Below are 21,661 nucleotides of genomic sequence, written 5' to 3'. Positions count from 1 at the left end.
GAAGCCGCAAGCTCCCGAAAAACCGCTGGTTTTGCCGCGCTTGACGCGGCCGGCGGAAGCGGATGATGTCCGCCGCGAACGCTTCCAGCCCAGGGCCCGGATGTCTCCTCCCGCCACTTCCCGCCGCCCCTTCGCCCCGCTGACGCGCTGGCTCGATGCCCTGCTCGATCCCAAGCGGCAGGAGCTTACCGTCATCTGGACGCTGCTCGCCTATATGGCGGTGTGGACCGCGTACCGGATCATCGCCACCTGGCCGCGCGATCTGCACGCCGACGAGACCGAGCTGTACGCCTGGTCGCGGCATCTGGCGTTCGGCACCGACAAGCACCCGCCGTTCTCGGCCTGGGTGGCGCGCGCCTGGTTCACGCTGGTTCCGGCGTCCGACCTGTCGGTGCATCTGCTGGCCACCGCCAACATCGCGCTGACGCTGTACATCGCCTGGCGGACGATGCGGCGCTACATGGACGCCGAGAAGTCGCTGTTCGGCCTGGCGCTGCTGACGCTGATCCCGTTCTTCAATTTCATCGCGCTGAAATACAACGCCAATGCGGTGCTGCTGCCGCTGTGGGCGCTGACCATCCATTGTTTCCTGCGCGCGCTGGAAAGCCGTGCGGCGCTGTGGGCGGCGCTCGCGGGGGCGTTCGCGGGCGCCTCGATGCTGGGGAAATACTGGTCGATCGTGCTGGTGGTCGCGCTCGGGCTGGCGGCGCTGCTCGATCCGCGGCGCGGCCGGTTCTTCGGATCAACCGCGCCGTGGCTGATGATCCTGTGTGGCGGGCTGGTGCTGGCGCCGCATCTGTGGTGGCTCTACGTCCACGACTTCCCGACGCTGTCCTATGCCGAGGCCCACGAGGCCGGGAGCTTCGCCGACAATCTGCGCGACACGCTGGGCTATCTGGCCGGCTGCGTCGGCTATGCGGCGGTGGCGCTGATCGTCGCGGCGCTGCTGCTGCGGCCGTCGCGCGCGGCGCTGGCCGACATCGCCTGGCCGGGCGATCCGCAGCGCCGCACCATCCTGATCGTGCAGGCGCTGCTGATCGTCGCCGCGGTGCCGGTGGCGCTCGTCACCGGCATCCGCATCGTGCCGCTGTGGGCGATGCCGGCCTACACGCTGCTGCCGGTCGTGCTGCTGGCCTCGCCGCTGATCGCGGTCGGGCGCGAGGCGGTGCGGCGCGGGCTGATCGTGGCGTCCGCGGTGTCGTTCGGTTCACTGGCGCTGTCGCCGGTGGTGGCGCTGGTGATCCATTTGAACGATCCGCCGGGACCGTTCGAATACGCCTCGCTGCTCGCCGACCATGTCGACCGCGAATGGCGCCGGCACAGCGACCAGCCGGTGCCGCTGGTCGCCGGCGAAACCGTGCTGGCGGAGAACACCGCGTTCTATCTGCGCACTGACACGCTGGGGTTCGAGACTGCGGACCTCGCGGCGCTGCAGCAGCGCGCCACGGCGCGCGGCGCCGTGCTGGTGTGTCCGGCGGAGGACAAGGGCTGCCTCGCGACCGCCGAGCAGATCGTCGCCGGCCAGTCGCAGATCCTGCGCGGTAAGGTGTGGCTCAGCCGGCCGCTGTTCGGCCAGCCCGGCGGGCGGGTGAGCGACGTATTCTTTCTGGTGCTGCCGCCTGCGACGGCTGCGAAATAGCACAGGTGCCGGTCAGGCCGGCGACCTTTCGGCCGGCGGCTATTCTTCTTCGCCGAACTTCGAGCCCATCAGTTCGGTGAGCGCATCCAGCGCCTGGCGGGCTTCGGGGCCGCTGGCCGAGACGATGACGGTGGTGCCGATCCCGGCAGCCAGCATCATCAGGCCCATGATCGAGGTACCGCCCACGGTCTCGCCGTTGCGGGTGACCCAGACCTCGGCGTTGAAGCGCTCGGCCATCTGCACGAATTTGGCCGAAGCCCGCGCGTGCAGACCGCGCTTGTTGATGACGGGAATCTCACGGGAGATCTTGTCGCCGGAAGCGCCGGAGGCTTGGTCCGGTCCGGAACCGGGCTGAGGCGCGTCGATGGTCATTTACCGGCCAATACCCGACTGGCGATGGTGACGTATTTGCGCCCGGCCTCCTGCGCCAGAGCGATCGCCTCGGGCAGCGTACGTTCCTCGCGGACCTTGGCGAGCTTCACCAGCATGGGCAAATTGATGCCGGCGAGCACTTCGACTTTCGGCCGGCTCATGCAGGAAATCGCCAGATTGGACGGCGTGCCCCCGAACATGTCGGTCAGGATGGCCACGCCCTCGCCGCTGTCGACGCGGTTCACCGCCTCGATGATGTCGCTGCGACACAGGTCGGCGTCGTCCTCGGCGCCGATCGTGACGGCTTCGATTTGTTGCTGTGGCCCCATCACGTGTTCCAGCGCTGCCTTGAACTCGTCGGCAAGGCGCCCGTGGGTCACAAGTACCAGACCAATCATCGGAAACTCCTCGCGGGTGCCTTTGGTGCACCGCGCGAACCGGTCACTTTGACCATCCAGAGCCCCTATGCAAGGGGGTCTTCGCGATTCTCCGTCAAAGGCGAGGCGCTGAGGAGCTGCGGCGGGGCCGTTCAGTGACGATTGTGTGGCTGATATAGTTACCAAATCGCTGCGAGCAAACCTCCAATTAAGCATCCTCGTCGGTGACGTCGGTTGTCGTCAGCGCAGCCACCACCAGGGGTAGCGGATCGTAGCCGGCTCCGACCGCAACCCGCGGCAATACGACGCCGCCGATGTCGGTCCGCAACGACGCCGCCTCCGGCATGCGCGACGCATCCGCAGCGTCCAGATCGACTACCAGGCCAGCGACGGCTTCGGCTGTCGATGCCGTCCGCCGCAGCCCCAGTCCGCGGATTTCGATCATGCCGGCAAGCTCCGGCACCTGCCGGATCGTCAGCCGCCCCCGCTCGGGTTCCATAAAGACCCGATCGTCGCCGATAAGTTCCACCGGCGGGATCTGGCCGGCGCGGCCGGCGCAGATCAGCGCCCAGGCCAGTCGCGACTTGCCGCAGCCGGAGGGGCCGCGAATCACCACCGCCAGGTCCCCGACCTTGACGGCGGAGGCGTGGACGGTGCGCGGGGGAGCGTCGGTCATGTCGCCGGCAGCCGGACGATGAAGCGGGCGCCGCCGATGGTCGGCTCGCTGTCCTCGCCGCGCGGGCCGACGCGGTTCTCGGCCCAGATCTTGCCGCCATGGGCTTCGACGATCTGCTTGGAGATCGACAGGCCGAGACCCGAATTCTGGCCGAAGCCTTGGTGCGGTCGGTCGGTGTAGAACCGCTCGAAGATCTTCTCCAGCGCGTCTTCGCGAATGCCGGGGCCCTCGTCCTCCACGACGATCTCGATGTCGGCCTTGCGGCGGCGGCAGACGATACGAACCTTACCGCCTTCGCACGAGAACGATTGCGCGTTCGACAGCAGATTGGAGATCACCTGGCCGAGCCGGGAATCGTGGCCGGGCACCGAGAACTGATCGGTGGCCGGACCTTCGAATTTGACTTCGACCGGCGCGTTGTTGCCCAGTCGGGTTTCGTTGGCCACCAGCGTCAGCGTCGTCAGCAACCGGCGCAGATCGACCTGCGCGGCGTCCTGGCGCTGCAATTCGGCGTCGAGCCGGCTGGCGTCGGAAATGTCCGAAATCAGCCGGTCGAGCCGTTTGACGTCGTGCTCGATCACGCTGAGCAGGCGGGCCCGGCTGCTGTCGGTCTTGGCCAGCGGCAGCGTCTCGACTGCCGAGCGGAGCGACGTCAGCGGGTTCTTCAATTCGTGCGACACGTCGGCGGCGAAGCGTTCGATCGCCTCGATCCGATTGTACAGCGAATCGGTCATCTCGCGCAGTGCGCCGGACAGGTGTCCGATCTCGTCGCGGCGCTTGGTGAAGTCGGGAATCTCGACGCGGGCGCGGATGCGGCGGCGGACCCGCTCGGCGGCGTCGGCGAGCCGTCGCACCGGGCCGGCGATGGTCGAGGCCAGCAGCACCGACAGCACGAACATCACCACCGCGGCGACGCCGAACACTTTCAGGATCGCCAGTCGCTCGGCGGTGACCATCTGGTCGATGTCGTCGCCCTGTGTCGACAGCATCAGCGAACCGTAGATCGCCCGGAAGCGCTGCACCGGCACCGACACCGACACGATCACTTCGCCGCGATCGTTGATGCGCACCATGCTGCTCTTCTGGCCTTTGAGCGACTGCGCGACTTCCTGATAGCCGTTGCCGTTCTCCGGGCCGAGTTCGCGATACAGCGGCAGGTCGCCGCGGTTGAGCCAGGTGCGGATCGCGATCATCGCCCGTTCGACGATGCCGGGCTTCTCCGCCGCCGGCGGCGGCAGGTCGAACCGCAGCACGTCGCCGCGCCCGTACAGGCTGCGGCTGTCGAGGATCAGCACGCCGTCGCGATCATAAATCCGCGCGCGGGTCTTGGTCGGCGAGATCAACCGCCGCAGCACCGGCGCGACGCGCTCCGGATTGATCGGAAAATCCAGCAGGGCGTATTCGTCCGGCGGGCCATAGCTCTCGCCGGGCTTGAGATCGAGCAGACGGTCGGGATCGATGGTGATGGTGTTGGTTTCGACCGTTGCCGACGCCGCGATCGCGCCGGCGATGATCTCGGCCTGCACCAGCAGGCTCTGGGCGCGGGCGTCGATCAGCCCGGCGCGGAACTGCGACAGGTACAGAATGCTGGTCGAGAGCGCCAGCAACCCGGCGAGGTTCAGCGACAAAATCCGCCGCGTCAGGCTCGAGAAGCTGAGCGTGAAGAAGAACTGGCCGGTGCGACGCACCCAATCGAACGGACGCGGCCACCGGCGGCCGTGCACCGGAGTCTCGTCGCGCACCGCGGATTTGTCCGCGGTGTCACCGACGTCTGGATCAGGCGAGGTGCGATCTAGCAATGGCCATCAGCCCGATGGTTGCCGACACGCGCGCGGCGCGCATCGCGGAGTGTAGCGCACTGCGGCGCCCTCGTCAGCCGCAGCGCCGGCGGCAAGGTGCCCCGTTCAGATTTCCTTGAAGCGATAGCCGACGCCGTACAGCGTCTCGATCATCTCGAACTCGTCGTCGACCGCCTTGAACTTCTTGCGCAGCCGCTTGATGTGGCTGTCGATGGTGCGGTCGTCGACATAGACCTGGTCGTCATAGGCGGCGTCCATCAGCGCGTTGCGGCTTTTCACCACGCCGGGCCGGGTCGCCAGCGCCTGCAGGATCAAAAACTCGGTGACGGTCAGCGTCACTGGTTCGTTCTTCCAGGTGCAGGTATGCCGCTCGGGGTCCATCCGCAGCGGACCGCGGTCGAGCGCCTTGGCATCGTTCTCCTTCGGAGCTGCCGCCGGGTCTTTCGGCGCCGAACGCCGCAACACCGCCTTGACGCGTTCGACCAGCAGACGCTGCGAGAACGGTTTGCGGATGAAGTCGTCGGCGCCCATCTTCAGGCCGAACAGCTCGTCGATCTCCTCGTCCTTCGAGGTCAGGAAGATCACCGGCAGATCGGATTTTTGCCGCAGCCGCCGCAGCGTCTCCATGCCGTCCATCCGCGGCATCTTGATATCCAGGATCGCGAGGTCGGGCGGCGTGGTGCGGAAGCCGTCGAGCGCCGAGGCGCCATCGGTATAGGTCATGATCCGGTAGCCCTCGGCTTCCAGCGCGATCGACACCGAGGTCAGGATGTTGCGGTCGTCGTCGACCAAAGCGATTGTAGGCATGAAGCTTCTTTCCGAAACGGCGTGGCGAGACAGCGAAACGATTCGGCGATCCGCGGTGTGAGGTGGCCCAGAAAGCACAGTCAACCAGCAATGCAAGCTGGGCTGAAATGTGGCCGGTTCCGAATTCGCGCGATCGGGCCGAGCCGGCCCTGATATATGCCGCCTTTTCGGGCTGCAAAGGGCCCGAGCTGCCAATCATTGGCAGGAACTGAACTCCAATCGACAGGTCTCCGATGCAGCCGACCCCCGATTTCAGCGCCCCCAAGCTGGCCAAATCGCTGCTGCGCCGCCGCCGCGAGGGCGCGCTGGCGACGCTGATGCAAGACGACGGTGCCCCGTATTGCTCACTGGTCAATCTCGCCAGCCATCCCGACGGCTCGCCGCTGCTGCTGATCTCGCGGCTGGCGATCCACACCCGCAACCTGCTGGCCGACCCGCGGGTCTCGCTGATGCTGGACGAGCGGGCCGTCGGCGACCCGCTCGAGGGCGCGCGCATCATGCTGCTGGGCCGGGCCGTGCCGGCGCGCCCTGACGAACAGCCGCTGTGGCGCCGGCGGTATCTTGCGGCGCATCCGGCGGCGGAGGGCTACATCGACTTCGCCGATTTCTCGCTGTTCAAGATCGAGACATCGGGGTTGCATCTGGTGGCCGGGTTCGGCCGGATCCTGGACCTTTCGCCCGACCGTTACTTGACCGATCTCACCGGTGCCGGGGCTCTGCTCGAGGTCGAGGCTTCGGCGGTCGAACACATCAATGCGGACCATTCGGATACGATGAAGTTGTACGCCACTCAGTTACTCGGCGCAGCCGAAGCCGACTGGCGTTGCATCGGCATCGACCCGGAAGGACTGGATCTGCAATGCGACCGCGCGACGCTGCGGCTCGATTTTACGTCCCGGGTCGAAACTCCTGTTGCATTGCGGGACATGCTGAAACGCATGGCTGACATAGCCCGCAAAACGGAATGACTTGAGCCAGCGCAATGTCGCTGCGCGGTAAACGAAATAATGCCCGCCGGGTTGGCAAAGCCCTCGTTCGCCACTATTCAGTCGCCCCACCGGACCCGGCAGGTATATACTGACGTTCTACCGTGGCCGGTGATGCGCGTTGGCGGCAATCGCGCGATCGAGACAACGCGGATTCCTCAGGAGGATCTATTCGTGCAAGAGACGGGCGTGCATAACGGTGCTTACGGCGCCGACAAATTTGGCCTCAAAAATCTCACAGGCGTGTACTGGAACTTCGGCGCGCCCCAGCTCTACGAGCACGCGCTGAAGAACGGCGAAGCGGTGTTGTCGTCGGACGGCGCGCTGGTCGCGGACACCGGCGTGTTCACCGGCCGCAGCCCGAAGGACAAGTTCACGGTCCGCGACGCCACCACCGAAGACACCATGTGGTGGGGTGGTAATCAGTCGATCACTGCCGAGCAGTTCGAGACTCTGTACCAGGACTTTCTCAAGCACGCCGAAGGCATGACCCTGTTCGCGCAGGACCTGTACGGCGGCGCCGATCCGACCTTCCGCATCAAGACCCGCGTTTACACCGAGCTCGCCTGGCATTCGCTGTTCATCCGCACGCTGCTGCGCCGTCCCGAGCGCGCCGAGCTGGAGAACTTCGTTCCCGAGCTGACGCTGATCGATTTGCCGAGCTTCCGCGCCGATCCCAAGCGCCACGGCTGCCGCTCCGAAAACGTCGTCGCGATCGACTTCGCCCGTAAGATCGTGCTGATCGGCGGCACCCAATACGCCGGCGAGATGAAGAAGAGCGTGTTCACCACGCTGAACTACTACCTGCCCGAGAAGGGCGTGCTGCCGATGCACTGCTCGGCCAATGTCGGCCCGAACGGCGACACCGCGATCTTCTTCGGCCTGTCGGGCACCGGCAAGACCACGCTGTCGGCCGATCCGAACCGCACCCTGATCGGTGACGACGAGCACGGCTGGGGCAAGGACGGCGTCTTCAACTTCGAAGGCGGCTGCTACGCCAAGTGCATCAAGCTGTCGGCCGAGAACGAGCCGGAAATCTACGCCGCCTCGACCCGCTTCGGCGCGGTGCTCGAGAACGTCGTGCTCGGCGAAGTCGATCGCAAGCCGGACTTCGACGACGGCTCCAAGACCGAGAACACCCGCTCGGCCTATCCGCTCGAGTCGATCCCGAATGCGTCGCTGACCGGCCGTGCCGGCCAGCCGAAGAACGTGGTGATGCTCGCCGCCGACGCGTTCGGCGTGATGCCGCCGATCGCCAAGCTGACGCCGGCGCAGGCGATGTATCACTTCCTGTCGGGCTACACCGCCAAGGTGGCCGGCACCGAGCGCGGCGTCACCGAGCCGACCCCGGAATTCTCGACCTGCTTCGGCTCGCCGTTCCTGCCGCGCGATCCGTCGGTGTACGGCAACATGCTGCGCGAGCTGATCGCCAAGCACAATGTCGACTGCTGGCTGGTCAACACCGGCTGGACCGGCGGCATCTACGGCACCGGCCACCGCATGCCGATCAAGGTGACTCGCGCGCTGCTGACCGCAGCGCTCGACGGCTCCTTGCGCAACGTCGAGTTCCGCACCGATCCGTATTTCGGCTTCGCGGTGCCGACCGCGCTGCCGGGCGTGCCGAGCGAAATCCTCGACCCGGTGAAGACCTGGGCCGACAAGGCGGCGTTCGACACCACCGCGCGCAAGCTGGTCGGCATGTTCCAGAAGAACTTCGCCAAGTTCGAAGCGCAGGTCGACGCCGAAGTCCGCGCCGCCGCGCCGGACGTCAAGATGGCCGCCGAATAAGCAGCCGGCTCGTTACTTCTGAATTGCGTGAGGGCGGCCGCGAGGTCGCCCTTTTCGTTTGCTCGGATGCGTCCACCACACAGGAAAGACGCATGATGATCGATCGACGCCGGATGATCGCCGCGGTCGCCGGCGCGCTCGGTGCTGGCCTGCTCGGCAGGCCGCACAGCGCCCACGCCACCGACGAACAATTCGCCGCAAAGCTCGCTGACCTGGAAGCCGGCAGCGGCGGCCGGCTCGGCGTCGGCGTGCTCGACACTGCGAACGGTCGTATGACCGGCCATCGTCTCGACGAGCGGTTTCCGATGTGCAGCACCTTCAAGGCGCTCGCCGCCGGGCTGGTGCTGGCGCGCGTCGACCGCGGGCAGGAAAGCCTCGATCGCCGGGTGCGCTATGCCGCGTCGGACCTCGTCACTTACTCACCGGCGACCGAGAAGCACGTCGAAGACGGCATGACGATCGCCGAACTGTGCGAGGCGGCGATCACGCTGAGCGACAACACCGCCGGCAATCTGTTGCTGGCGAGCTTCGGCGGGCCGGTCGGGCTCACCGCGTTCGCGCGATCACTCGGCGACGAGACCACGCGGCTCGACCGCATCGAAACCGAACTCAACGAAGCGCTGCCCGGCGATCCGCGCGACACCACCTCGCCGCGCGCGATGGCGCAGGACCTGCGCGCGCTCACGCTGGGCGACGCACTGTCGGCGACGTCGCGTGCGCAACTGATCGCCTGGCTGAAGGCCAACACCACCGGCGGTACCCGCCTGCGCGCCGGTGTGCCAGCGGGCTGGGCCGTCGGCGACAAGACCGGCACCGGTGACCACGCCACCGCCAACGACGTCGCCGTGCTGTGGCCGCCGCAGCGTCCACCGCTGATCGTGACCGTGTATCTCACCGGCGCGACGGTGGCGCGCGATCAGCAGAACAAGATCATCGCTGCGGTGGGCGCCGAAGTCGTGCGGGCGTTCGGCAGATAGAGCAGCGTTGCCGGCCTCCTCAATGCCTGGCCCGATATGCTGCCACTGAAAAATCGAGCGTTTTCGTTTCAACCCGTCATGCCCGGCCTTGTGCCGGGCATCCACGTCTTACAGCGAACGCCGCAAGAAAGACGTGGATGGCCGGGACAAGCCCGGCCATGACGAACTCATCGTCAATTGAAGGACTTACAAAAGACCCCAATTTTGTTGCCCGCATTCTCGGTCAGCCTCTCGGAACGAGGACGCGGTGCGTTTGAAAGGTGCCGTCTCTCGTACGCTATCCCAGGAAGTACATCGCGCCGCGATAGCAGACGTAGAGTCCGACTGCGATCACCACCGCGGAGAACACGCTGCGCAGCACTTTGTCGTGGCCGCCGATCAGTTTGCCGGTGCCGATGCCGACCAGGCCGCCGAGGAGGCCGCCGCCGATGAAGGCGCCGGCGAGCCGCCAGTCGATCAGTCCGGACAGTGCGTAGCTGGTCGCGGTCGAGGCGCCGAACGCCACCACGGCGACCAGCGAGGTGCCGATCGCCGAGGTCAGCGGCATCCCGGTGGCGAGGATCAGGCCCGGCACGATCAGGAAGCCGCCGCCGATGCCGAAGAAGCCGGCGAGCAGTCCGACGCCGAAGCCGATCCCGATCAGCCGCGGCAGCATCGTCCTGGCGGTGTCCCGCGTCAGCCTCACCATCGGATCGCCGCCGCCGCTCCGCCTGCGCGACATCAGCGCGCCGATCACGATCATCAGCAGCCCGAACAGGATCAGCAGCTTCTGGCCGTCGATCTGTTTGGCGATGGTGGCGCCGGCGAATGCGCCGCCGATTCCCGATGCCGAGAACACCACCGCGCAGGCCCAGCGCACATTGCCGGCGGCCCAATGCGACAGCATGTTGGCGAGCGCACTGATCGCCACCGCGATCGACGAGGTGCCGATCGCCATGTGCGGCGAGCGTACCCCGACGACGTAGACCAGCAGCGGAACCGCCAGCACCGAACCGCCGCCGCCGATCAGCGCCAGGATGAACCCGACCAGGGCGCCGGAGCCGACGGTGACGAGATCGCCGGACGTCAGCAGTCCCGTCACCGCGCAGGCTCCTGCGCCGAAACCGTCGAACTTGCCGTGCGGAGCATGGAATTCTCCAGATCTGATCTTGAAGAATGCGAATATGCTAATAAATCTCACCTGCGCGCAATGCTCATTCTCCCAACGACAGGACTGTGATCATGACAGGTGCAATCCAGCCGTCGATCCGGGCGTTCTTCGACGAGACCACGAACACCGTCAGCTATCTGGTTTCTGATCCGGCGAGTGGCCGTGCCGCGGTCATCGATCCGGTGCTCGACTACGACCATCGCGATGGGTCGGTCGACGTCGGCTCGGTCGAGACCATCCTGGCCGCGGCGCGCGACGGCGGGTTGACGATCGATTGGGTGCTGGAGACTCATGCACATGCCGATCATCTGTCCGGGGCGCCGTATATCAAGGGCAAGACCGGGGCACGGATCGGCATCGGCGAGCACATCAAGGACGTGCAGAAGATCTTCCGTCCGCTGTTCAACGCCGACGATCTCGCCACCGACGGCAGCGATTTCGACCACCTGTTCAAGGACGGCGAGCGGTTCACGATCGGCGGCCTGACGGTCGAGGTGATGCACACGCCCGGGCACACGCCGGCCGACATCGCCTACAAGATCGCCGATGCGGTGTTCGTCGGCGATACGCTGTTCATGCCGGACTATGGCACCGCCCGCGCCGACTTCCCGGGCGGCGACGCCCACCAGCTGTATCGCTCGATTCAGAAACTGCTGGCGCTGCCGCCGCCGACCCGGCTGTTCATGTGCCACGACTACAAGGCGCCCGGCCGCGACACTTACGCCTGGGAGACCACGGTGCAGGCCGAGCGCGACGGCAATGTGCATCTGCGCGGCGGCGTGACCGAGGACGAATTCGTGGCGATGCGCACCGAGCGCGACGCCACCCTGAAGGCGCCGACGCTGCTGCTGCCGTCGATCCAGGTCAACATCCGGGCCGGCCGGTTCCCGAAGGCGCAGCACAACGGCGTGCACTATCTGCTGCTGCCGGTCCGGCCGCGTGCCGGCGCCGAAGCCGCGGTCGGCTGACGCCGGCCTCCGTGGCGCTGCGGCCCGGCGTGCCGCGTGCCCCGGCGCTGATGCTCCGGGTGCAACGGCGACCGCGCAATCCTTAACGCCGCATTAACCCGAACGGTGTGGAGTGGCAGCCGTCGAAATCCCGATGGCATGGAGGGCACGATGGGCGACATTCTCAGCGCGATCGCCGCCGGCTACAGCCAGGCGGCGCTGCTCAATCCGTCGCGAACGCCGTACAAGAACGTCGATCCGGAAGCCTATCAGGGCACCTGGAGCGGCACCTATTCGAACACCAAGAAGTTCGCCATCACGGTGTCGAACGTCGACGGCTTCCGCGCCCAGGTGAAGTATCAGAGCGAAGGCACGATCAAGTACCAGAGCGTGCTGATCAAGGACAATTCGTTCCGGATCGGCGACACCAAGTTCACCCTCGGCAGCAACGGCAGCGCTTCGATCCGCACCGCGGTCACCGATCCGGTCACCAGTCAGGTCAGCCTCCTCACCGGTACCGCCAAGCGCAGCTGAGCCGCCCGCCTTCCGGCTCGCCCGCCGCACCACATCGCAAACAAAAACCCCGCCGAAGCCGGCGGGGTTTTGTCGTTGGTGAAATCCTGGCGTCGGCGAAAGACCGCGTCGCCCGGCCAAGCCGGCGCGCCGCGCTCAGTGCGCGGCTTCCAGCGCCGCCTGCTCCTGGCGGGCGATGGTGCCCTTGACGGCGCTCTGCACCTTCTCGAACGCCCGCACCTCGATCTGGCGGACGCGCTCGCGCGACACGCCGAATTCGGACGCGAGGTCTTCCAGCGTCATCGGCTCGTCGGCGAGGCGGCGCGCCTCGAAGATCCGCCGCTCGCGCGGGTTCAGCACCTGGATCGCGCCGTTCAGCGCGGCCCGGCGCTGGTCGAGCTCCTCGTGCTCGGCCATCACCGCTTCCTGGCTCGGCGACTGATCGACCAGCCAGTCCTGCCATTCGCCCGGCTCGCCGTCGTCGCGGATCGGCGCGTTGAGCGAGGCGTCGCCGCCGAGCCGGCGGTTCATGTCGACGACGTCCTGCTCGGTGACGCCGAGCCGGCTGGCGATCAGCTTGACCTGATCGGGATGCAGATCGCCCTCGTCGAGCGCCGAGATCTTGCTCTTCGCCTTGCGCAGGTTGAAGAACAGCTTCTTCTGGTTCGCGGTGGTGCCCATCTTCACGAGCGACCACGAACGCAGGATGTACTCTTGAATCGACGCCTTGATCCACCACATCGCGTAGGTGGCGAGGCGGAAGCCCTTCTCGGGCTCGAACCGCTTCACCGCCTGCATCAGGCCGACATTGCCTTCCGAAACGACTTCGGAAATCGGCAGGCCATAGCCGCGGTAGCCCATCGCGATCTTGGCGACGAGACGAAGGTGGCTGGTGACGAGTTGATGCGCGGCGTCGCGATCACCGTGTTCGCGCCAGCGCTTGGCGAGCATGTACTCTTGCTCGGGCTCGAGCATCGGAAACTTGCGGATTTCCGCAAGGTAACGAGCAAGGCCGGATTCTCCGTTGAGAACCGGGAGCGTAGCAGCACGGGCCATTCAGCGCCCTCCAATTGGTTTCAGGCCCCCGACAGCGGGCGGCCAGGCAGACGGGCCGCTGTGTCAAAGCCGACCGGCCTGCGATGTTCCGCGTTGGCTCATCCAACGCATCCGCAATATACAATACGTTGGTCGCGCAAGTTTAGTTACGGTCTTGTCACGTCGTTGTTACGCCGCAACAACCCGGTGAAATGATTTACGTTTTCTGACCAAACTGCGTCATTCCGCCGCCGCCAGAGCGGCCTTCAGCCGGCTCAGGTCGGCCGGCAGCGGTGATTCCCAGCTCATCACTTCGCCGCTCGACGGGTGCTCCAGCGTCAGCAGATAGGCGTGCAGCGCCTGCCGCCCGAGCTCCGCCAGCGCGGCACGCGCCGCCGGGGCGAGCTGATTCGCCTTGGTCTTGAAGTGCGGCCCATAGACGTCGTCGCCGAGCAGCGGATGGCCGATATGGGCGAGGTGGACCCGGATCTGGTGCGTCCGCCCGGTCTCGAGCTGGCAGGCGATCAGCGCCGCGACCGGCTTGCCGTCCTTGCCGGAGAAGCTTTCCAGCACCTCCCAATGGGTGATCGCCTCGCGGCCGCCCTGACGCACCGCCATTTTCTCGCGGGCGTGCGGATGGCGGTCGATCGGCGCGTCGATGGTGCCGTAGGTGCGGCCCGGCACCCCCCAGACGAAGGCGAAATAGCCGCGGCGCAGTTCCCCGGTGCGGCCGTGGTCGGCGAATTGCGCGCTCAAGGATTGATGCGCCCGATCATTCTTTGCCACCACCATCAGCCCGGTGGTGTCCTTGTCGAGCCGGTGCACGATCCCCGGCCGCCGCACCCCGCCGATCCCGGACAGCGACGCGCCGCAATGCGCGATCAGGGCGTTGACCAGCGTGCCGGTCTCGTGCCCCGCGGCCGGGTGCACCACCAGCCCGCGCGGCTTGTTCAGCACGATGATGTCGGCGTCCTCATGGGCGATGTCGAGCCCGATCGCCTCGCCGGCCGGCTCGGCCGGCGCCGGCGGCGGCACGTCGATTGTGATCGTCTCGCCCGGGGAGGCGTGATAAGCGGGGTCGCGGACCGGGTTGCCGGCGATCGCCACCCGGCCGTCGAGGATCAGCGCTTTCAGCCGCGACCGCGACAGCTCGGGGCAGCGCGCCGCCAGCACGCGGTCGAGCCGCGCCGAGCCCTCGTCGCCGGCGACCGTCACTTCCACCAGAGTCTGCGCCGAATCGTTCAATTTCGAGCCTTCCCAAAACGCCTTGCCAAGAGCCCTGCATGACCGACACCGCCACGCCCGAACCCACCCCCGAGCAGGCCGCGCTGTTTGCGCGGGTGCGGCGGATGATGCTGATCGCGGGCCTGACCACCACGCTGGCGGTGGCCGCGGTGTTGATCGCCATCGGCTATAAGCTTTTCCGCGCCGAGGGAAGCGCGCCGGCCGCCGCCGAGCACACCCTGCGGCTGCCGAAGGGCGCCCGCGTGGTCTCGACCGCCTCGGCCGGCGACTATGTGGTCGTCACCCTCGACATCGGCGGCGCCACCGAACTGCGCACCTTCGACGCCAAGACCCTGAAACCGACCGGCCGCCTGACGTTTGCCAGCGAGCCGTAGGCGGCGGGGCGTCGTTCGTTCGGTCCCGTCGGCCGTCTTGAAGACGAGCGCGTTGCCTTTAGATCGATGTCCTGCCCCACCAACGTCGTCATGGCCGGGCTTGACCCGGCCATCCACGCCCACCCGCACGGCCCAAAGACGTGGATGCCCGGCACAAGGCCGGGCATGACGCCAGAAATTGCCCGCCCCCGATCTTGCGGCGGCGCGGTTTCGCGGCTATTGGTTCGGCCCTCACGCTCCCTTCGTCTAGCGGTTAGGACGCGGCCCTCTCAAGGCTGAAACAGGGGTTCGATTCCCCTAGGGAGCGCCATCTCCGAAGGCCTTGATTTGTATAGGTTTTTTTGGGGCGCGGGGCCGATTTCACGGTGGCTGCAGCCGTCTTTGTCGATCGTCTCCGATGCGTTAACGAGCTGAGCCAACACGCTTACTTGCAGCAGCGCGACGTGGAGCGCTGCGTGTACGTCGACGGGTGCAATCGTGAATAGACCCTCTCCAAGGTTGCCCGCGCGGTAGGTGACAGGTGCCGCGGCACTACTCGCCTCAACTCATTCGAGCGGAAGCTTTAGACCACCCGCTCCATCTGGAACCGAGCGCTCTTTCGGTTGTTTCGTTTATTGCGATTATTGCGATTATTGCATAGAATGAACTTGTGCAAGGGGAGAAGCCAACGATGACATTACCGGCATTTTCGGAGGGGCTTGGCGGGCGTTTGCCATCCGCTAGCGAAAAGGCGGCCGCGAACCACTTGCGCAGAATCTTGGCGACGCATGCGGCCGAGGACACGAAGCTAAGAGTGCTGGACGAAGAGACAAAACTACCGACGGAGATCACACTTAGCCCGGCGCTATCGAGCCTGCTGATGGAGCTGCTGCGCCATGTCGGGCGTGGCGATGCAGTGACGCTCGTCCCCGTAAGTCAGATGCTGACGACACAACAGGCCGCCGACATCCTAAATGTCTCCCGTCCTTTCCTCATTTCACTTCTCGAAAAGGGAGAGATCGAGCATTCGCTGGTTGGACGGCACCGACGCATTAAGGCCGACCGCCTTTTTGCGTACAAAGAACAGCGCGATAAAAAGCGAGGGAATGCCCTCAGCGGTCTAGCCGAGCTCGACGGCGAGAACCTGTAGCTTTGTTTGCCAACCGCTACACCGCATTTATCGACGCATGCTCGCTCGCTGGAGCGCTTAAGCGCAATCTCTTACTGACATTGGCGGAGGGCGAATTCTTCCGCCTCCGCTGGTCGTCTCGGGTTCTCACCGAGACAGAACAGGCGATTCAGAAAATCCTCCTAAACAAGGGCGTAACTGATGCTGTGGACCGCGCTGCACGGGCTCGAGGATTTATGGAGGAGGCGTTCGAAGACGCCTCCGTCGATGACTACGACGACTTCCTTTCCGCGTGCATAAGTTTGCCCGATGCAAATGATGCCCATGTGTTGGCAGCAGCTCTCAAGACACAAGCCGCAACGATCGTTACTGACAATCTCAAGGATTTCCCCGAGACAATTCTCACTCCGCTCAATATCGAAGCTCGATCAACTGACGCATTCATCGCAGATACCATCTCCCTCGATCTAGGGAGGGCAGTCGCCGTCATTCGTAACATGCGCCTCAGGTTGAAAAGGCCTGAAAAGACACCGCAAATTCTTCTGCTCGACATGGAGGCGGAGGGACTAACGGAAACCGTCGACGTCCTGAGGGCTCACGTGCAATCACTCTAGCTTGGCCCTTGAGGTCATTCACAGGCCCGAGCAAATCCCCTTTCAGATCATCATGGTCCTCCGGACTACCGAGAGCCGGATCAGACCGTCGGGAAAATCCGTGCCCTGCGAAGCCGCGGACCAAACGATGGCAGCTCATCCTATTCATCCGACGAACAAGCCGTGATTCAGCGCGGCTCTTCGCCTTCACCCGTCCCCCGCCCCCGTTCGATCTCCGCCGCCACCACCACTGCCTGATCCGCCCCGACCGGCCGTGAAAACACGTAGCCCTGAACGAAATCGCAGTCGAAGGCGGTGAGCAGGTCGACCTCGGCGGTCAGTTCGGCGCCTTCGGCGACGACGCTCATGCCGAGGCCGTGCGACAGCGCGATGATGCCGCCGAGCAGTTTGCGCTTTTCGGGCACGGTGGCGATGCCGTCGACGAAGCTGCGGTCGATCTTCAGGCAGTTGAACGGGAGACGCGTCAGATAGCCGAGCGACGAATAGCCGGAGCCGAAATCGTCGAGCGCGAGCCCGATGCCCAGCTTCGACAGCGCCGTCAGCGTCGTGCTGACCTTCTGCTTGGTATGATCGACGAACAGGTTCTCGGTCAGCTCCAGGCAGAGCAGCTCCGGCGGCAGGCCGGTTTCGGCCAGCACCGCGGCCACGACGCTTTCGAAATCGCCGTTCCAGATCTGCGCCGGCGACACGTTCACCGAAATGGTCCTGGCCGGCAATCCGGCGTCGAGCCAGCTCCGCATCTGCTTGCAGGCATCGCGCAGCACCCAATGGCCGAGCTCGACGATCAGGCCGGTGGTTTCCGCGATCGGAATGAACTCCGCCGGCGAAATCGGTCCGCGTTCGGGGTGGCTCCACCGCAGCAGCGCTTCGAAACCGATGACCCGGCCGGTCTTCAGATCGATCTGCGGCTGGTAGTGCGTCTCGAGGCCGCCGCTCTCGACGGCGTGGCGCAGACGCCGGCCGAGGTCGAGCCGCTGATCGACCGCCTCGGCATAGATCGGCTCGAACAATTGCGCCCGGCCGCGTCCGGCTTCTTTGGCCATGTAGAGCGCAAGGTCGGCGTTGCGCGAGGCCTTCTCGGCGGTTGCGCCATGCTCCGGCAAGAGGGCGATGCCGATCGTGGCGCCGATGCAGGCCTCGCCTTCGGCGAGCTCGACCGGCACCGACAGTTTCGCGATCAACCGATCCGCCAGAGCGGTCGGCGCTTCGGCCGAGTGAGACGGAGTGTTGGTCAGCACCGCAAATTCGTCGCCACCGATCCGGGCGATGAAGGCGCGCGGATCCAGCTCCCGGCGCAACACGCCCGCGACGTGAATCAGCAAGGCGTCGCCGGTGGAGTGGCCGAGCGAATCATTGACCTCCTTGAAGCGGTCGAGGTCGATCAGATACAGCGTGTTGAAGCCGCCTTCGGAAGCCGCCTCGTCGAACAGATCGGCGAGCCTGCGCTTGAACAGCGCGCGATTGGCAAGTCCGGTCAGAGGATCGGTATAGGCGAGCTGCTCGAGCCGGCGCTCGGCCTCTTTGCGATCGGTGACGTCCTGCGCGGTGCCGATCAGGCCGATGATCTTTCCGTTCGCGATCTCGGCCTTGCAGATGATCGCCAGATCGCGCGGCGCGCCATCGCGGTGCCGAATCCGGATGTCGGTGGCCTCGGTCTCGCTGGTGCGCAGGACGCGCGCCTGCAGCTTCAGAAGACGGGCGGCATCGTCGTCGAGAAAGTAAGCCGTCGTGCCTTCATAGGTCGGCTCGAACGCGCCAGGCTCCAAGCCGAGAAGCTGATAGAGTTCGGGCGACCAGACGGTTCGGCCGGTGTCCAGTCGGTAGTGCCAGGTCCCGATCCTGCCGAGCCGGTGAGCCTGTTCCAGAGCGCGCGTGCGCTGATCGAGCAGGCTGCGCGCGACTTCGAGCTGGGTGATGTCGCTCGCCGTGCCGCGATAGCCGAGGAATGTCCCGTCGTCGGCAAAGATCGGCTTGCCGCTGGTGCTGATACTGATCCGCGAGCCGTCATCCCCGATCGAGGTGTAGACGAAGTCGCGGAACGGGCGATGGGCTTCCATGTCGGCCCGGTGCAGGGCCATGGCGGCTTCTTCTTCGGGCGCGTAAGACAGCTCCCATCGCGCCCTCCGGCCGGACGCGACGGTTTGCAGCGCGGCGTTGCCATCGAGTGATTTCGGATAAGGAAGCAGCCGGTGGTCGGGGCCGGATTCCCAGCACCAGTCCGAGGCGGTGCTGACGAAATCCGCCAAACGCTGTTCGCTCTCGGCTAACTGCCGGAGCGCAGACGTCTCCGGGGTTGCGTCGCGGACGATGCCGAACACCCGTTGCACTTGCCCGTTCGCATCGAACTCCGGTTCGCCGTGCACGACGCAATCGAGCAGAGTGCCGTCAGGCTTGAGGAGCTTCGTTTCCACCGCAAACGGGCGGCCTTCGCTCCAGCACGCAGCGTAATGCGCCTGCAAAACATCGCGGCGTTCGGCGGGGTCGCGTTCACGCGTCGTAGTGATCGGAGCGGACTCTTCCGAAGTTTGAGAGTCGTAAAGGGAGGCGAATTCGGGCGACATCCAGAAGTCGGTCGCGGCGACGCTGTACGATTCCCAGTAGGCGATGCGTGCCATCCGCAGCGCGCGACGCAGCGACCACTCCTGATGCCATCCCCGCGGTTCTCGTGGGTATGACCGCCGTAGTGACACTCCCCGAACGGCCATTTTTCCCACCCAAGGCGAACCTCACCATGATACGGTCGTAGCATGAGGCGGCGCGCCGTCAGAGCGGAAGTTTCAACGAGATCAGAGTGTTCGCTATCGTGGTATAATTTGCGTGAAGCCTCCCGCGACCTGGTGAGGCGCCGCCATGGTCATCGCGGAGGCGCATCTTCGGCGTTTCGGCTCGTCCCGAGAAGCGCGGAGGTCAGTGAACCCGGGGGCGCGTCGTTCACAACGCCCCTAACAAATCCTCCTTCAGATCCTCGTAGTCCTCCAGCCCCACCGAGATCCGGATCAGTCCATCGGTAAATCCATGCCGGGCGCGTTCGGCCGGATCGTAGGTCGCATGCGTCATGCTGGCGGGGTGCTGGATCAGTGTCTCGGCGTCGCCGAGACTGACCGCGCGGGTCGCCAGCTTCACCCGATCCATGAAGCCGCGCCCTGCTGCTAAGCCGCCTTTGAGTTCCAGCGCGATCATGCCGCCCATGGCGCGCATCTGCTGCTGTGCCAGCTTGCGCTGCGGATGGCTGTCGAGGCCGGGGTAGTACACCGCGGCGACGGCGGGATGCGCTTCCAGGTCGTGCGCGAGCTTTGCGGCGGTGACGCTGTGGCGGTCCATCCGCAGGTTCAGCGTCTTCAGGCCGCGCAGGATCAGGAAGGCGTCGAACGCCGAGATGCAGGCGCCGTTCAGCTCCTTGACGCCGACAAAGCGGAGCTGATCGATGATCTCCTTTGGCCCCACCACCGCGCCGGCCAGCAGATCGCCGTGGCCGCCGAGATATTTGGTCGCCGAATGGGTGACCAGATCGGCGCCGAGATCGAGCGGGCGTTGCAGATACGGCGTGCAATAGGTGTTGTCGACGACCAGGCGGATGCCGGCGCGCCGGCAGATCTCCGCGCAGGCCGCGATATCGACCAGCCGCATGTTCGGATTGGTCGGGGTCTCGGTGAACACCAGCCTGGTGTTGGGCGCGAGCGCGGCCTGCAGGTTGGCGGGCTCGGTCAGGTCCGCGAACGTGACCTGGATGCCGAACCGCGGCAGGTGATGCTCGAACAGCCCGAAGGTGCAGCCATACAGCATCTGGTCGGCGACGATATGGTCGCCGGCCTGCAGCAGCGTCCAGATCAGCGCCGTCAGGGCGCCGACGCCAGACGACGTGGCGAGCGCGGCCTCGCCGCCCTCCAGCGCCGCGAGCCGGCTTTCCAGCACCGCCACGGTCGGGTTGCCGACCCGGCTGTAGATGAAGCCCTCGGCCTCGCCGGCAAACCGCGCCGCGCCTTCGGCGGCGCTGGCGAACGCGTAAGTCGAGGTCAGGAACAGCGGCGGGTTCAGCGCGCCGTGATGCGCCAGCGGGTCGTAGCCGTGGTGGATCGCGGTGGTGGCAAAGCCGGGCAAGCGGGCAGATTCGGTCATGGCGGGGCTCCTTCGTGGCCAGTATGGCTCGAATCGCGATGCCGAACTTGCCAATCATGCTATGTTGAAGCTACGATTTGGCAATCTTCGCTACATTGCTGCGCAGCATATGACCAATCCTGCCAAGATTGCTTTGGACGCGATCGACCTCAAGATCCTCGCCGAGCTGCAGGCGGACGCCCGGATTCCCAACATCGTGCTGGCCGAGAAGGTCGGGCTGTCGCCATCGCCGTGCTCGCGGCGGGTCAAGCTCTTGGAGCAGGCGGGCGTGCTGGCGAGCTACCGCGCGCTGGTCGACCGTGCCGCGGTCGGGCTGGCGGTGACGGCGTTCGCGTTCATCCGGGTCGAGCGGCATTCCCGCGACAATGCCGAAAGCTTCATCGCCGCGGTGCAGACCATGCCGGAGGTGATCGCCTGCCATCTGGTGTCGGGCGACAGCGATTTCCTGCTCGAAGTGGTGGTGCCGGACATCGCCAGCTACGAGGCGACCGTGCTGCGCGGCCTGTTGGCGCTGCCGACGGTGCGCGACATCCGCACCTCGTTCGCGATGCGCAGCTACAAGCTCAGCGGCCCGCTGCCGCTGCCGGCGGTCTGATCACGCCGGCAAATGCTGCCGCACCCAGCGCACGATCTGCTGCGCCGGCATCGCGCCGGAGGTGCGGGCGCGCTCGCGGCCGCGCTCGAACAGGATCATGGTCGGGATGCCCTGGATGCCGAGCCGGGCGGCGATCTGCTGATTGGCGTCGGAGTTGAGCTTGATCAGCCGGACCGCCGGCTCCAGCTCGCGCGCCGCCTGCTCGTAGGCCGGCGCCATCGCCCGGCACGGGCCGCACCACGGCGCCCAGACGTCGACCAGCACCGGCACGCTGCTGCGCGCGACCTGCTTGTCGAACAGCTCGCCGCCGACATCGGCCGGATGGCCTTCGAACAGCTTGCTTCCGCACTTGCCGCATTTGCCGTCCTGCGCCGGACGTTGCTCCGGCAGCCGGTTGACGCCGCCGCAATGCGTACACACCACAAGATGGTCGGACATGATCGGAGCCTCCTCGCCGACAGATGTAGTGGTCGTCTGCGTCATTGCGAGGAGGCGAAGCCGACGAAGCAATCCGGCTCGGCGTGCGCGGCTGCTGGATTGCTT

At 65.8% G+C, this 21,661-nt stretch carries 21 protein-coding genes and 1 tRNA gene; 11 read left to right on the top strand and 11 right to left on the bottom strand.

Features of this window, described 5'->3' with window-relative positions; all coding sequences use genetic code 11:
* The first annotated feature begins 100 nt into the window (after nt 1-100).
* Entirely contained in the window at nt 101-1,639 is a 1,539-nt protein-coding gene (locus DWA33_RS19580) for a glycosyltransferase family 39 protein (RefSeq protein ID WP_114360192.1), read from the top strand.
* Between the two features lie 39 nt (nt 1,640-1,678).
* On the opposite strand, the gene DWA33_RS19575 is transcribed toward DWA33_RS19580, so the two are convergent.
* From DWA33_RS19575 to DWA33_RS19555, 5 genes are all read right to left on the bottom strand, one after another.
* Entirely contained in the window at nt 1,679-2,011 is a 333-nt protein-coding gene (locus DWA33_RS19575; RefSeq protein WP_114360191.1) for an HPr family phosphocarrier protein, read from the bottom strand.
* Nucleotides 2,008-2,409 carry a PTS sugar transporter subunit IIA gene (locus tag DWA33_RS19570; RefSeq protein WP_114360190.1) on the bottom strand — a complete coding sequence of 134 codons (402 nt, stop codon included), beginning with the start codon at nt 2,407-2,409 and terminating at the stop codon, nt 2,008-2,010. The genes DWA33_RS19575 and DWA33_RS19570 overlap by 4 nt, the downstream gene beginning before the upstream one ends.
* 187 nt (nt 2,410-2,596) lie before the next feature.
* Nucleotides 2,597-3,064, bottom strand: a complete 468-nt coding sequence (locus tag DWA33_RS19565) for an HPr kinase/phosphorylase (RefSeq protein WP_114360189.1) — start codon at nt 3,062-3,064, stop codon at nt 2,597-2,599.
* On the bottom strand, nt 3,061-4,863 hold the full coding sequence (locus tag DWA33_RS19560; protein ID WP_114360188.1) for a sensor histidine kinase: 1,803 nt from the start codon (nt 4,861-4,863) through the stop codon (nt 3,061-3,063). Before DWA33_RS19560 ends, DWA33_RS19565 begins: the two co-directional genes overlap by 4 nt.
* 105 nt (nt 4,864-4,968) lie before the next feature.
* Nucleotides 4,969-5,670: a response regulator transcription factor gene (locus DWA33_RS19555; protein ID WP_011155926.1), complete on the bottom strand. Its 702-nt coding sequence runs from the start codon at nt 5,668-5,670 to the stop codon at nt 4,969-4,971.
* 233 nt (nt 5,671-5,903) lie between these two features.
* Here DWA33_RS19555 and DWA33_RS19550 point away from each other — a divergent pair, with 233 nt between their 5' ends.
* The 3 genes from DWA33_RS19550 (at nt 5,904) to bla (ending at nt 9,421) form a co-directional block, all read left to right on the top strand.
* On the top strand, nt 5,904-6,638 hold the full coding sequence (locus DWA33_RS19550; protein WP_114360187.1) for a HugZ family pyridoxamine 5'-phosphate oxidase: 735 nt from the start codon (nt 5,904-5,906) through the stop codon (nt 6,636-6,638).
* 192 nt (nt 6,639-6,830) lie between these two features.
* On the top strand, nt 6,831-8,444 hold the full coding sequence (locus DWA33_RS19545) for a phosphoenolpyruvate carboxykinase (protein ID WP_114360220.1): 1,614 nt from the start codon (nt 6,831-6,833) through the stop codon (nt 8,442-8,444).
* Nucleotides 8,445-8,557: 113 nt separating this feature from the next.
* The gene (gene bla, locus DWA33_RS19540) at nt 8,558-9,421 is read left to right on the top strand and encodes a class A beta-lactamase (protein ID WP_430707906.1); all 864 of its coding nucleotides are present in this window, start codon (nt 8,558-8,560) and stop codon (nt 9,419-9,421) included.
* A 277-nt stretch (nt 9,422-9,698) separates the two neighbouring features.
* On the opposite strand, the gene DWA33_RS19535 is transcribed toward bla, so the two are convergent.
* Entirely contained in the window at nt 9,699-10,502 is an 804-nt protein-coding gene (locus DWA33_RS19535; protein ID WP_114360186.1) for a sulfite exporter TauE/SafE family protein, read from the bottom strand.
* A gap of 140 nt (nt 10,503-10,642) precedes the next feature.
* Between DWA33_RS19535 and DWA33_RS19530 the strand changes: the two genes are divergently transcribed.
* A complete protein-coding gene (locus DWA33_RS19530; protein ID WP_114360185.1) occupies nt 10,643-11,539 on the top strand; it encodes an MBL fold metallo-hydrolase in 897 nt (298 codons plus the stop codon).
* Nucleotides 11,540-11,689: 150 nt separating this feature from the next.
* On the top strand, nt 11,690-12,052 hold the full coding sequence (locus DWA33_RS19525; RefSeq protein WP_114360218.1) for a hypothetical protein: 363 nt from the start codon (nt 11,690-11,692) through the stop codon (nt 12,050-12,052).
* A gap of 135 nt (nt 12,053-12,187) precedes the next feature.
* Here the strand turns inward: DWA33_RS19525 and rpoH are convergent, their stop codons facing one another.
* Both rpoH and DWA33_RS19515 read right to left on the bottom strand, forming a co-directional pair.
* Entirely contained in the window at nt 12,188-13,087 is a 900-nt protein-coding gene (gene rpoH / locus DWA33_RS19520) for an RNA polymerase sigma factor RpoH (RefSeq protein WP_114360184.1), read from the bottom strand.
* 219 nt (nt 13,088-13,306) lie between these two features.
* The gene (locus DWA33_RS19515; protein ID WP_181902435.1) at nt 13,307-14,311 is read right to left on the bottom strand and encodes an RluA family pseudouridine synthase; all 1,005 of its coding nucleotides are present in this window, start codon (nt 14,309-14,311) and stop codon (nt 13,307-13,309) included.
* Between the two features lie 38 nt (nt 14,312-14,349).
* On the opposite strand from DWA33_RS19515, the gene DWA33_RS19510 reads away from it, so the two are divergent.
* From DWA33_RS19510 to DWA33_RS19495, 4 genes are all read left to right on the top strand, one after another.
* Complete coding sequence (locus tag DWA33_RS19510; protein ID WP_114360183.1) at nt 14,350-14,685, top strand: hypothetical protein; 336 nt, start codon at nt 14,350-14,352, stop codon at nt 14,683-14,685.
* 235 nt (nt 14,686-14,920) lie between these two features.
* Nucleotides 14,921-14,995, top strand: a tRNA-Glu gene (locus DWA33_RS19505).
* A 360-nt stretch (nt 14,996-15,355) separates the two neighbouring features.
* Entirely contained in the window at nt 15,356-15,814 is a 459-nt protein-coding gene (locus tag DWA33_RS19500; RefSeq protein ID WP_114360216.1) for a helix-turn-helix domain-containing protein, read from the top strand.
* A 2-nt stretch (nt 15,815-15,816) separates the two neighbouring features.
* The gene (locus tag DWA33_RS19495; RefSeq protein ID WP_114360182.1) at nt 15,817-16,407 is read left to right on the top strand and encodes a PIN domain-containing protein; all 591 of its coding nucleotides are present in this window, start codon (nt 15,817-15,819) and stop codon (nt 16,405-16,407) included.
* A gap of 167 nt (nt 16,408-16,574) precedes the next feature.
* On the opposite strand, the gene DWA33_RS19490 is transcribed toward DWA33_RS19495, so the two are convergent.
* A complete protein-coding gene (locus DWA33_RS19490) occupies nt 16,575-19,112 on the bottom strand; it encodes a sensor domain-containing protein (RefSeq protein ID WP_114360181.1) in 2,538 nt (845 codons plus the stop codon).
* A gap of 226 nt (nt 19,113-19,338) precedes the next feature.
* Nucleotides 19,339-20,523 (bottom strand): methionine gamma-lyase, encoded by a 1,185-nt coding sequence (gene megL / locus DWA33_RS19485; RefSeq protein ID WP_114360180.1) that lies wholly within the window; start codon nt 20,521-20,523, stop codon nt 19,339-19,341.
* A gap of 109 nt (nt 20,524-20,632) precedes the next feature.
* Between megL and DWA33_RS19480 the strand changes: the two genes are divergently transcribed.
* On the top strand, nt 20,633-21,118 hold the full coding sequence (locus DWA33_RS19480; protein WP_114360179.1) for an Lrp/AsnC family transcriptional regulator: 486 nt from the start codon (nt 20,633-20,635) through the stop codon (nt 21,116-21,118).
* Here DWA33_RS19480 and trxC read toward each other — a convergent pair whose 3' ends face one another.
* Nucleotides 21,119-21,556: a thioredoxin TrxC gene (gene trxC / locus DWA33_RS19475; RefSeq protein ID WP_114360215.1), complete on the bottom strand. Its 438-nt coding sequence runs from the start codon at nt 21,554-21,556 to the stop codon at nt 21,119-21,121.
* Between the last annotated feature and the right edge of the window lie 105 nt (nt 21,557-21,661).

The sequence above is a fragment of the Rhodopseudomonas pentothenatexigens genome, from assembly GCF_900218015.1.
In the GTDB taxonomy this organism is placed as follows: domain Bacteria; phylum Pseudomonadota; class Alphaproteobacteria; order Rhizobiales; family Xanthobacteraceae; genus Rhodopseudomonas; species Rhodopseudomonas pentothenatexigens.
The sequence above is the reverse complement of the archived record's forward strand: the minus strand, read 5'-3'. Positions and strand labels throughout refer to the sequence as shown.